Below are 12,303 nucleotides of genomic sequence, written 5' to 3'. Positions count from 1 at the left end.
ATTTGTTGCTGCCGTATAATCACAGTGTAGATACTAAATTAGAGTAAAGTATCAAGTTCTATTTTCCACAGGTCTTTAACTAACCATCAATGAATGCTGGACATACCCCTGGTTATCTCCTCGCGCAGATAGAGTCAGCACTGTGCAGTGCTTTCCCTAGTGAAATTAAATTAGCAATGATGCTACAACATCAATTCAATATAAATCTGTCACAGATTGCTAGTGGTGGCAATTTGACGGAAATTGTTTACAAAGTAGTACAAGATTTTAATAGTAGCAATAGTTTAGCAAAATTAATTAATAAAGCCCTTAAAGAAAATCAAAATAATTTTGAATTAAATGCAATTGAGGAAAAATTTGAAATTACGATTAGTTTAGTCAAGATATTGCTTCCTTTAGAAAAAAACTTGACCAAACAAATGCAACAGGCTTACAGAGATTGTTGTCCTGATTGGAAAAATAACATTCCTGACAGTTTTTATGATCTATTAGAAAATTTGGATGATATACATCAACCAACTGATGATGAAAAACTGATTGTCAAATTTGTCGATAGTTTATTAGTAAATGGAAATATTCCCAAGTCAAAAGCTGAGCAACTAAAGCAATGGTTAGCAAAAAATGCTAAAAACGTTTATAATTTAGAATCTTACAAACAAAACTTCAATCGAAAATCTGATTCAGATCAATCTTCAAAATCGGAAATATCAAGACCAGAAGCAGAAGAAGAAAGTTTAAAGCAGTTTTCCTTTGAAGTAGTAACAGTTAACCGTAGAGGAGAAACAATCAAGGAAGAATCTCAGCAAGCGGATTATTTCACTCAAGATCTGGGAAATGGAGTAGACCTAGAGATGGTGTCTATCCCAGCAGGAAGCTTCTTAATGGGTTCCCCGAAAAGTGAGAGGTACAGTAATGACAGCGAAAGACCTCAGCACCAAGTAACCATCCAACCCTTTTTCCTGGGGAAATATCAGGTAACCCAGGCGCAATGGCGAGCTGTGGCCAACCTACCTAAAATTAAGCGGGACTTAAAGCCAGACCCCTCTTACTTTCCAGGAGACAATCGACCAGTAGAGCAAGTCAACTGGTACGATGCGATGGAATTTTGCCGTCGCCTTTCTCAATATACAGGAAGGAAATACAGATTACCGAGTGAAGCGGAATGGGAATACGCCTGTAGAGCCCGAACTACCACACCATTCCATTATGGAGAGACCATAACCAGTGAATTAGCTAATTATGACGCTTCCTATACGTATGCAGAGGAAGCAAAAGGGGAATATCGAGAAGAAACCACCGACGTAGGACGTTTTCCCGCCAACGGCTTTGGCTTATACGATATGCACGGCAATGTTTGGGAGTGGTGTGGGGATCCAAGCCATGGTAATTACAAAGGAGCTCCTACAGATGGGAGTGTCTGGAGTATAAAATTTCATCCTTTTAAACTTTCTATTCTGCGGGGCGGCTCCTGGGTCAGCTATCCTTGGTTTTGCCGTTCTGCCCACCGCGACAACAATTTGACGCGCGATGCCATCAAAACCAATGTCGGTTTTCGTGTGGCGAGGGGTGTTGGGTAGGGTGTGTTAGGGGTGGACTTGCCTTGATTTTTACGGTAGCCAGTTTTTGGATAGTCTGCCCTGTAACGCACCACAGGGTCAAACTTTATTTCAATAAACTTTGATCAAGGCAATATAATCCTCTCAGCAAACAAACTCTGCAATCGCTCTAACTTACCACCCTTTTGATACAATAAATCTCCCTTACCCAACAAATAAGCCGCTTCCGTGTTACTGCCACCAAAAATAATCTTTGAATCCGCTTCAGACGCTGTGCGTAAAGCAATTCGCCCAGGTAAATTAGAGCGAATAATCGGAGTAACAACGTTTAGGACTCATGAGGTACAGTCTTCTTTGACGTTGATTCCCTGTTTTAATACAGCGCATCCCTATTCACTCTTATCTCTTATCTCTTATCTCTTATCTCTTATCTCTTCTCTGTTCCCTGTTCCGTGTTCCGTGTTCCCTGTTCCCTAAAATCTAGAAATTGTGTACCTCACAAGTCGTAGAATTGCTATAGGTTTACCACCCAGATACAAACCCTATTATCATGGATCACTCAGACTCTAATCTACCTCCTAAGCCACGCTTTGTGGCTTATTTACCCGATTTGATTACACAAGAGGATTATTTAGATTCCCCTAAACAACAAAAGCTCCGTGTGCGTATTGATATAACTGATGAAGGAGTGGAGATTCTAGGGGACAGTATGTATGCCCATCTTGTAGAAGAACTACTCGCTCAATTAGGTGCAGATGAGATCGAACGAATGCTTTGTGGCTAGCTTATTCTACCTTTCAAAGTGATTAAGCTGTTGCCCATTTCAAGGATAACAGCTTAATCAATTATGTATATAGCAATTCTACGACTTGTGAGGTACAAATTTCTGGTTTTTAGGGAGCAGGGAGCAGGGAGCAGGGAGCAGGGAGCAGCGGATATGGGAAAAGGGAGCAGGGAGCAGCGGATATGGGAAAAGGGAAGAGGGAAGAGGTAAAAAATAATGTGTACCTCATGAGTCCTATAAACGCTATAAACGCTATAAAAGACTTGGAAGGATGTCAACTTAGCTTAGTGTTGCTAAGTACCTGGAAAAAAATAAACCTCGCTTCTTGATGCAGTCGCTATATTAACTTGTGTAAAGTTGCCAAAAGTCCCTCTGCTCCCTGCTCCCTGCTCCCTGCTCCCTATTTAAAGAGTTAATTTTAGTTTTGTCGGACTACTTATGACTGAACAAACCAAAACCTCACTTAATCTTCGTAAAGCGTTTGACCAAGGCGTTGCTGTTGCCATAGATCCAGCCAATAATGTGGCGATTCAGCAGGGGGGGGAAGCGATAACTACTTTGAATTCCTACTGGTTACATCAGAGGTGTCCAGTTTGCTCTCATACCTTTCGATTGGGTGATGAAGTGTACATTGCTGAAGATAGAACTGTTCGGCACAATAGTGGCTTACTGCCTTGCGCTCAAGGCAATGCTACTGGGTCTGAACCATCCCCAGAGACTTCAGCTTTTTTCGCGGGATTAGATACAGCTTGGCCGCCACCTAAAAATATGCCTATTGTGCGACTGGAGGCAGGTCATGAACTTCTTGCTCCACCCCTTGCTGGTTTTCAACGCCATACTTGTGTGGTGTGTGGTCATACCTATTGGTTAACTGATGAGCGCAACTGATACAGCATTAAGAGTCATTCAGTGGGCTATGACCAATCCTGAAGGGATAGTCAGCCCACCCCAAGGGGATTTGTCTGCTACAGAAAAGTTAGCTAATCCTCCCGTTGCTCTTAGCCAGGCACTGCAACAACTAACGGCGGTAACGGCAGCTAGACTAGGATGGGAAATGCCCCCATTAGGAGATAATAGTCCCCTTGGTGTCGGGGGAATTATTCTGGCTGGGGCCCTGGGAACAGCTAACCTAAAATTAGCTCGTACCCTAATTACCGCTTTATCAGACCCATGCTCTTCAGGGGATTGGGTAGTGCGACATGGTCTAGTTGCCCCAGCTTTGCCGTTTCTGGCAGATGAGATAGCTGATGATTGCCGACAGGTATCCCTGCTAACAGCAGTATTAAATCGACCCGCAACTGGTCAGGAAAATTTAGCTTTTGATTTTATACTGAAACTTCTTGAACAGCCATCAACAAGATTGTCTCTGACTTTGCATCTGGCTAAACCAACTCTAGATATCAAAGTTCGCAACTGGCGGTCTAATTTACTTGAGCGTTTGCGCCCTGGTTCCGAAAAAAACCGTGATTTTGTGATTGAGGTTTATGAAGCTGCAATGATTTATCATCAGCAGGAGGTAATCAATCAAGTAAAAGCTGCCGCTGCTGTTATGACTGACCCAAAAGCAGCCAGTGATGACAGTCGTTTGCAAGATGCTTTGTCAGTTGCCAATTGGTGGCAGTCTCTATGGGCAATTGAGCGTGCAGATATGGAGGCTCTACGTCGCCATCGCTATCTTAGTTATTCTTACCGTGAGGGGATTAAGCTGTTTAATTTACGACGGAAATTATGCATAACAGCAACAACCGAGAAATGCTCATCAAAGCCGCCCAATGCTACGTCAAAGCGGGATGGCTAGCCGATGCTAGTCGAGTATGGGAAGAAATAGGAGAATACCGGGAAGCGGCGGCCATATACGAACAACAGGAAAAGTGGGAACAAGCAGCCAGATGTTATCTGAAAGTGAGTGATTGGTCAAAGGCGGCGCGGTGCTACCAGAATAACTCACAAGCTCAACCAGCAGCAGAATGTTGGTTCCAAGCAGGGGAACCCCTAAAAGCAGCATGGGTAGGAGCAGACCAACTCAAGCAAATATATCAAAGCTACGCCATCTTAGAAGAAGTAGAAGCAAAAAGCACAATCGAAAAACTAGAGAAAGAGTTAATAACAGCAAGATGTGAAGTAAATCAAGGAAAGAAAGCCTCAGCGGCCTCTAGACTAAGGAAAATACTAAACTCCCTCAACTCTGCCCAATCAAAGCACTTATATGAATGGGCAATAAGAGTAGCAGAAGTATTAAACAGGCCAGATTTAAGGGCACTAATCTATAGTGCAGCAGTAAAAGGGAGAATGCCCAAGGCCATCGGGCAAGATGCCCATTCTACAGGTGCGACCCAAGGGCGATTTACTCACCCATTGGAAAGCGCACCTACTATTAAAATCATTCTATTATTCAGCAACGCCCTGTGAACAACCCCTAACCCCTATTACTTATGAGTAGAAGGAGAAAAATTAAGCTGGTTCCTTTGGGAAATCCTGAACAGTTCCAAGATATTTTATACAGTGACGAATCCATAACACTTGGGGAGTTACTCTCTCAAGCTCCTGCTCTTAGCACCGAGCCGATCGATGAAAGTCTGATGGAGCAGGAAATAGGAAAATTCCTGATCATAGCTGTTCAAGAACCCTGGGATTGCCCTCTGTATCGTCCTCCTGGTTTAGTGATTAGTGATCAGACTCAAGAGGATAGCTCAGCCCCAGATAGCCAGCCTAGTGCTACAGAGTCTCAGCCAGCTGCTCCTACTCAACAGAAACCAGACAATCAAGCTGATCACCTCTCAACACCAGGGGATCATACCTTGCCTACTCATGTCAAGGAAAAAGATGCAGTCATACTCGCTTATGCCAGGGAGATTGATACAGCCGCATCCTTTTTGAGGGCAGAACTTTCAGTTTTAATTGTCTGTGAAAAGCTGGTGGTTGCAAACCTTTGGCAGGAAATGGCACGACGAGCTAATCTTAACCCAGTCGAGCTGAGTGTGCCTGAGGAAGACGAATCAGGTCCGATGGCTCGCAGTCTTCGTCAACGTCAACTAGCAACTCTCAAACATCTGATTAACGCTCTCAAGCAAGGAGATGTGTTAATTATTCCCCATTTAGATTTGCTGGCGGGGGGCAGTGATGCTAATTTACCCACAGAATCGAGGGAACTGATTGAATTAGTTTATAAACAAAGCGATCGCTTAATTTTAGCCTTTGCTGACCGCTCCCAGGATATTCCGGAAGTCCTAGCAGCGCGATTTGCAGTTCGTTTGCTGATTAGTGGTGTATCCCGCACAGTAGTTTATCCTAATGGTGAGCAAAAATCCATTGGTAGAGCCTTAGTTACCGCAGATGAGGCAGCACATTTCCAGGATTTTGACCCAGAGGGGCTTTATAAAAATGTCGCAGGGATGAACCCAATTCGCTTACGTCACGCCATTAAATATGCCGTTCAGGAGCAAGCAGGAACAGAAAAAGTTCCCGTAACCAGGCTTTATCAAGCCATCCGAGCCTTTAAAGCTCAAACCTCTGTGAATTTTGAAGTGCCTGATGTGACCTTTGCCAATATTGGGGGTTACGAACAGGTTAAAGCAGAATTAAACAAGGCAATTCGCTTGATGACAGGCTCCTATGACCTCCCCAACGAGCAATTAAGACGGGAATTAATTCCGAGGGGATTTATTTTTCACGGACCCCCAGGTACAGGTAAAACCTTATTTGCCAAAGCGATCGCTAATCAACTCAACGCCACTATCCAGGTAGTTTCCGGCCCAGAAGTCACGGACATGTACGTTGGTGAAAGTGAGCGGAAGGTCAGGGAACTCTTTGCCGAAGCCAGGCGCAATGCTCCAGCAGTCCTAGTTTTTGATGAGTTTGATTCTATTGCCACCAAGCGTTCTGGACGAGATGATGGTGGCACCAGGGCAGGAAACGCTCTAGTTGCCCAAATTCTGACGGAAATGGATGGGTTTCGTCCCGATGTTCCCATGCTGGTGATTGGCACAACTAACCGCCTTGATATTATTGATGAAGCATTGTTACGTCCCAGTCGTTTTAAAGCGATCGCAATTGGTCTGCCTAATCTCAGAGCCAGACGAGCGATCGCTCAAGTTCACGCCCAGCATTTTAACATTGAGCTATCCTCAGAACTGCTGGAGTTGATTGCAACCGAAACAGAGGGGATGAGCGGGGATGACATCCGTTCTATATTCCGGGATGCTTATGTGGGATTACACTGCGAAAAACCACCCCGTCCAGTTGATGCCCACCGTTTAGGTGAATTAGTAGGGTTACTACGGAAGGTTATTCGCAGACCCTGAAACAGCTGCTGCCTGATGCTAAGTTTCTAATAATTTTCGATATAAGTCTGCCGATGGAGCCAGAGGAATAGGCAGTGTCACAAGGGTAGGTTTTTTACATTTGGGCTCACGGGGTGACAAGCTAATTGAAAATCTTACAGGGGTGTTTGTTAATGGGGTTAGGTGAAGCGCGAACATCGTCATGGCGTAGTGGTTGATTAAAACTATTTCAATCTTTGACGTTGTATGGTGAAAATTGCTTCAATTGCTGGGAAATACAAATGACACCGATGCGCTCATTTTACCCAATACCTAAAACCATTAACCCAACACCTATCTAGGTTTGAGTTTTGTTGTCATCCCGTGAGAACTAGATGAAAGAAGCAAAAGAATTGTCAGTTATCCAAAAGAATTATGATGTTATTAAATGGTATGTCCCTATAATTGATCGCTTTCCCAAAATTACTAAATTCACTTTAGGAGATAGAATTATTAATGGAATGTATAATTTATTGGAGGAGTTAATTAAAGCTAAATATGCTAATAAAAAAACTGGCAAAATTATAGAAAATAAATAATAAATTAGATATTCTACGCTATCAAACGCGACTACTGCTAGATTTCAAGTTAATTTCGATAAAGCGCTATGAAGCTGCTGGTAAACTTATTAATGAAATTGGTGTTGAACTAGGAAGTTGGATTAAAAAACAGCGACAACGAGAAAATTAGTGAGACAATTAGTTGTCAAAAAAAATATAGCGTTTCTTATAACTATCAGGTACACAGGATTCTTTTCCCTGTTCCCTACTCCCTGTTCCCTGCTCCCTGCTCCCTACTCCCTACTCCCGATTCCCGATTCCCGATTCCCGATTCCCTACTCCCTACTCCCTACTCCCTACTCCCTACTCCCTACTCCCTACTCCCTGTTCCCTATTCCCTAATGACTATTAATAGCACCATTAAACGTTTAAACAGCGTCAAATACACTCTCAAAGGAATGTTTACCGGGCGAGACCAAGCCATTGAGCTACTGGTATTAGCCACAGTTTGCCAGGAACATTTATTGCTAATTGGTCCTCCAGGAACCGCTAAAACTGCAATTATTAATCGCTACACTGACCTGATAGATGCTCAGAGTTTTTCTTATTTATTAACTCGTTTTACTGAACCTTCAGAACTTTTTGGTCCTCTAGACCTGGCCGCTTTCCAGAAAGGGACTTACAACATCAGCACCGAAGGTATGCTTCCCCAGGCGCAGATTGTGTTTCTGGATGAGGTGTTTCAGGGCAGTAGTGCCATCTTAAATTCCCTGTTGACTATTCTCAATGAGAGAGTATTCTACAACGGTTCTCAACGTCAGTCAGTACCCCTGATTTGTTTAATTGGTGCTTCTAATAGTGTGCCAGATGACCCCTCCCTCCACGCCTTTGCTGATCGCTTTGTACTGCGGTTGGAGGTAAACAAGGTTGAAGACAATCAAATTGACGAACTCCTAGGACAAGGGTGGGAACTTGAGCGAGAAAAGATTGAAGCCGCTAAACGGGAGATTAAAGGTCAAGCCACCAGTAAGCTCTTAGCGAGTGTGAAACTGGAGGACATCCTGGATTTGCATGGAAAATTACTGGAAGTGAATTTAGCCAAGATTAAGCCAGAATATGGCCGGTTAATTCAGGAGCTGAGAGCAGAAGGTATTGACTTCTCAGATCGGCGGGTAGTCAAGGGCTTAAAGTTAATTGCAGGAGCAGCACTATTGCGGGGAGTAAGATCAGCCGACATTCTGGATTTATGGCCTCTATTCCATCTGTGGGATAGACCAGAAGAAGCAGATGTCCTCAAAACCGTTTTGCAGCCTCGCTTAGAAGAAGCAGGATTTAAAGCTATCGATCGGTCTCGACCTGTATCTGAGATTATCATGGATTTGGAGACTATTGAAGCTCAAGAACCCCTGTTATCCTCGGAATCTGCCGTTGGAGCCCATCTAATGGCTCTTAATAAGCTCAGACAAGAACTGATTGCCAATCATCCCCAGGATTTAGATGCTCGTAAGCGCATTGAGGTAGTTATTCAACAGGGATTGAAACGCCTGGAAAATGCGGTTTAAGGTACCTAATTAATGATTTTAAGAGTGAGGTAGAATGGGCATCTTGCCCGTTCCGGAAATTAGGTAGAATGGGCATCTTGCCCGTTCCGAAAATTAGGTAGAATGGGCATCTTGCCCGTTCCGGAAATTAGGTAGAATGGGCATCTTGCCCGTTCCGGAAATTAGGTAGAATGGGCATCTTGCCCGTTCCGAAAATTAGGTAGAATGGGCATCTTGCCCGTTCCGGAAATTAGGTAGAATGGGCATCTTGCCCGTTCCGGAAATTAGGTAGAATGGGCATCTTGCCCGTTCCGGAAATTATGTGTAATCCAAGACGAATTCGAGTAACAGCCACCAGACAGCTTAATCAAGCTTGGCAGAGGGAAGTATCCCGAACCGTTGAGTTACGTGAACAAGTAAGAGGGGAAGCACGAATACGCCAAGCCCTTGATTCAACTTTAGGGAAACCCGCGTTACGGGCCTTAGAAGCTGCCTTGGCTGCCCCTGATTCAGGCTGGAGTGAGGTTGAGGAGGGATATCGCTATGACGTTGAAGGGGGTTATGTTACCTATCTTATCGACCAGCAAGCCCTAGAGATTGTAGCGATTTTAGAGGATGAGGTGCAAGCGTCAGGACAGGGAAGCAGAATTTTAGAAGGATTGATCAATAGGGAGATTTCAGCAGAAGCAGAAGGAAGCTATTACGATGATGGTTGGGGGGGAAACACCAAAGAGGTTGCCCAAGAACAGGCAAAAGCTGCTGCTGAGAGAGAAATTGATCAAATTGCCCGTTCTGAAATTGAAGAAGCTGGTACTGAAGCCGAAGAGCACTCAGCAGAAGAGATTGAAGCAGAGGCTCGTACCCAAGCTGAAGGGAGATTACAACAATTAGCGGCTAACCGTCAAGCCGTTCTCTCACAACAAGCCAGACAAAACCTGGATAGAGTAGGACTCCGCTGTCGTCAGGCCTTTCATCAGGTTTTGGCTACAGCTTATCGAGATGCCATCCTTGCTTATGCTAGACGTAATGGTGCTGAGAATATTCAGTGTAGTGAAGAAGGTAACGTTGTAGAAATTGAATTTAATCTGCAACGCTAACATCCCTAAGCTGTTGCGCATTTAAATTGGGTATTATTCAGTTATAAAAAAAACCGTCAAACCCTCTCCCCAGCTCCCCAGCTCCCCAGCTCCCCAGCTGTCAGAACCATCAAATTTAAATGAAGACCAGCTTAACCCCTAACCCCTAAACTCCTATGGATGTTAAAGTAAGATTTCGATTTAATAAAGTAACAGGTGAAGTGGAAATATTCCAGGTAGACGATCAAGGAAGGATGAGTTTACCAGAAGCGGAACATAACCGAAACCATGATCGCATTGCTGCTGAATTAGGCAACATTATTGAACGAAATCCACAGATAATGGAAGTATTCCCTAATAATATCCAACCAGATCTCGAACCAATTCCCGAATCAGCTAATACTGATCAATCCTTTGAACATGAGAGGGAAAAACAAACTGATTGAACAGGGAACAGGGAATAGGGAACAGGGAACAGGGAACAGGGAATAGGGAAAAAATAATGTCTAGCATTTATTCCATGTATGATGTACACTTATCAACCTCAAAGTCCCCCTTTTTAAGGGGGATTTAGGGGGATCCTTTTGTACCTGATGGGAAAGAGAATTGCTATAGCGTTTCTAGGACTCATGAGGTACACATTATTTTTTACCTCTTTCCTCTTGCCTTTTCCCTCTTACCTGCTCCCTGCTCCCTGCTCCCTGCTCCCTGCTCCCTGCTCCCTGCTCCCTAAAAACCAGAAATTTGTACCTCACAAGTCGTAGAATTGCTATATAAGATAAAGTGAGTAACAGCAACAACCGAGAAATGCTCATCAAAGCCGCCCAATGCTACGTCAAAGCCGGGTGGTTAGCCGATGCTTGTCGAGTATGGGAAGAAATAGGAGAATACCGGGAAGCGGCGGCGATCTACGAACAACAGGAAAACTGGTCACAAGCGGCTCAGTGCTATCTCAAAAACCAAGACTGGTCAAAAGCCGCCCAATGCTATTTCAGAAACGCTCAACCAGAAGCAGCAGCAGAGTGTTGGACTCAAGCAGGAGATACCCTACAAGCGGTCTGGATCAGAACAGACTACCTTAAGCAAAATTATCAAACTCAATTAGCCCTGCGGGATATTACTCCCCAAACAGCAACAGAAGAATTAGAGATTGAACTAATTCTTGCCCGTTGTGAAGCAGGAGCTAGAAAAACAAAGCAAGCAGCGGCTCGATTAAGACAAATATTGAGTCGATTCAAAAATAGTCATAAAAAGCACCTATATGAGTGGGCATTAAGAGTAGCAGAAGTATTAAACCGGCCAGATTTAAGCGCCCTAATCTATAGTGCAGCAGTAAAAGCGAGAATGCCCAATGCCATAGCAGAATGGGAAACATGGGCAATGGCCACCCTAGGAGAGGCCACAGGAATACCGCAACCAGAACAAGAAGAAGAAGAAGAAGATTTAAAAACCTTTGAAGTAGTAACAGTGAACCGTACAGGAGAAATAATCAACAGAGAAAATAAACAAGCAAGTTATTTGATTGAAGATCTCGGAAATGGAGTCACGCTAGAGATGGTGTATATCCCAGCAGGAAGCTTTTTAATGGGTGCGCCGGAAAGTGAGAGGGAGAGTGATGACAGGGAAAGACCTCAACACCAAGTAAGCATTAAAGGGTTTTTCCTGGGGAAATATCCAGTAACCCAGGGGCAATGGCGAGCAGTGGCCAAGCTACCAAAAGTTAACCGGGACTTAGAGCCAGACCCCTCTGAGTTTAAAGGAGAGAATCGACCAGTAGAGTGCGTAAGCTGGTTAGAGGCGGTGGAATTCTGCGATCGCGTCTCTAAACATACAGGAACAGAATACAGATTACCGAGTGAAGGGGAATGGGAATACGCCTGTAGAGCAGGGACGACCACACCATTCCATTATGGAGAGACCCTAACCAGTAGATTAGCTAACTATAAGGCTAGCTATACTTATGGAGAGGAAGCTGTAGGGAAATATCGAAGAGAAACCACGGAAGTAGGAAGTTTTCCCCCCAACGGCTTTGGCCTATACGATATGCACGGCAATGTAGAAGAGTACTGTGCCGACAGTTGGCATAATAATTACGAAAGAGCACCCACAGATGGGAGTATTTGGCAGTATTACAATAAGTATTATTATCATAGTCTGCGGGGCGGCTCGTGGACCTTCATTCCTAGGGATTGCCGTTCTGCCTCCCGCCTCGACTATGACGCGCGCGATGACCTATACAACTTTGTGGGTTTTCGTGTGGCTCGGGGTGTTGGGAGCTCTCACCCCTAATCAGCCAAGTCATTACTATTCCCTACTCCCGATTCCCGATTCCCGATTCCCGATTCCCGATTCCCGATTCCCGTTCCCCTCCTGGGAGGGGTTAGGGGTGGGTTCCGACTCCCGATTCCCGATTCCCGATTCCCGATTCCCGATTCCCGATTCCCGATTCCCGATTCCCGATTCCCGACTCCCGATTCCCGATTCCCGATTCCCGACTCCCGATTCCCTACTCCCGATTCCCTCTTGA

General features: G+C 44.5%; 14 protein-coding genes. All 14 read left to right on the top strand.

The window, feature by feature from the left end:
* Positions 1-89: 89 nt before the first annotated feature.
* The 14 genes from BJP34_RS01390 (at position 90) to BJP34_RS38375 (ending at position 12,303) form a co-directional block, all read left to right on the top strand.
* Entirely contained in the window at positions 90-1,577 is a 1,488-nt protein-coding gene (locus BJP34_RS01390; RefSeq protein ID WP_202972058.1) for an SUMF1/EgtB/PvdO family nonheme iron enzyme, read from the top strand.
* Between the two features lie 529 nt (positions 1,578-2,106).
* On the top strand, positions 2,107-2,340 hold the full coding sequence (locus BJP34_RS01385) for a radical SAM-modified peptide, FtsH ternary system-associated (RefSeq protein ID WP_070390780.1): 234 nt from the start codon (positions 2,107-2,109) through the stop codon (positions 2,338-2,340).
* Between the two features lie 438 nt (positions 2,341-2,778).
* A complete protein-coding gene (locus BJP34_RS01380) occupies positions 2,779-3,228 on the top strand; it encodes a hypothetical protein (protein WP_070390779.1) in 450 nt (149 codons plus the stop codon).
* Complete coding sequence (locus tag BJP34_RS01375) at positions 3,215-4,138, top strand: hypothetical protein (RefSeq protein WP_070390778.1); 924 nt, start codon at positions 3,215-3,217, stop codon at positions 4,136-4,138. Before BJP34_RS01380 ends, BJP34_RS01375 begins: the two co-directional genes overlap by 14 nt.
* On the top strand, positions 4,093-4,749 hold the full coding sequence (locus BJP34_RS01370) for a hypothetical protein (RefSeq protein WP_070390777.1): 657 nt from the start codon (positions 4,093-4,095) through the stop codon (positions 4,747-4,749). The genes BJP34_RS01375 and BJP34_RS01370 overlap by 46 nt, the downstream gene beginning before the upstream one ends.
* A gap of 23 nt (positions 4,750-4,772) precedes the next feature.
* Positions 4,773-6,641, top strand: a complete 1,869-nt coding sequence (locus BJP34_RS01365; protein WP_083304944.1) for an ATP-binding protein — start codon at positions 4,773-4,775, stop codon at positions 6,639-6,641.
* 353 nt (positions 6,642-6,994) lie between these two features.
* Positions 6,995-7,198 (top strand): four helix bundle protein, encoded by a 204-nt coding sequence (locus BJP34_RS46895; protein WP_229424202.1) that lies wholly within the window; start codon positions 6,995-6,997, stop codon positions 7,196-7,198.
* 150 nt (positions 7,199-7,348) lie between these two features.
* Positions 7,349-7,561 (top strand): hypothetical protein, encoded by a 213-nt coding sequence (locus tag BJP34_RS38380; protein WP_149030729.1) that lies wholly within the window; start codon positions 7,349-7,351, stop codon positions 7,559-7,561.
* Entirely contained in the window at positions 7,561-8,721 is a 1,161-nt protein-coding gene (locus BJP34_RS01355; protein WP_070390776.1) for an AAA family ATPase, read from the top strand. Before BJP34_RS38380 ends, BJP34_RS01355 begins: the two co-directional genes overlap by 1 nt.
* Positions 8,722-8,993: 272 nt before the next feature.
* A complete protein-coding gene (locus tag BJP34_RS01350; RefSeq protein WP_083304943.1) occupies positions 8,994-9,797 on the top strand; it encodes a hypothetical protein in 804 nt (267 codons plus the stop codon).
* A 155-nt stretch (positions 9,798-9,952) separates the two neighbouring features.
* Complete coding sequence (locus BJP34_RS01345) at positions 9,953-10,222, top strand: hypothetical protein (RefSeq protein ID WP_070390775.1); 270 nt, start codon at positions 9,953-9,955, stop codon at positions 10,220-10,222.
* 183 nt (positions 10,223-10,405) lie between these two features.
* Positions 10,406-10,540: a hypothetical protein gene (locus BJP34_RS48255; protein WP_267876460.1), complete on the top strand. Its 135-nt coding sequence runs from the start codon at positions 10,406-10,408 to the stop codon at positions 10,538-10,540.
* A gap of 19 nt (positions 10,541-10,559) precedes the next feature.
* Positions 10,560-12,065: an SUMF1/EgtB/PvdO family nonheme iron enzyme gene (locus BJP34_RS35835; protein ID WP_229424201.1), complete on the top strand. Its 1,506-nt coding sequence runs from the start codon at positions 10,560-10,562 to the stop codon at positions 12,063-12,065.
* On the top strand, positions 12,046-12,303 hold the full coding sequence (locus tag BJP34_RS38375; protein ID WP_149030728.1) for a hypothetical protein: 258 nt from the start codon (positions 12,046-12,048) through the stop codon (positions 12,301-12,303). Before BJP34_RS35835 ends, BJP34_RS38375 begins: the two co-directional genes overlap by 20 nt.

This window comes from Moorena producens PAL-8-15-08-1 (assembly GCF_001767235.1).
Classification (GTDB): Bacteria; Cyanobacteriota; Cyanobacteriia; order Cyanobacteriales; family Coleofasciculaceae; genus Moorena; species Moorena producens_A.
Note: the sequence above shows the minus strand (reverse complement) of the source record. Positions and strands in the feature narration are given on the sequence as shown.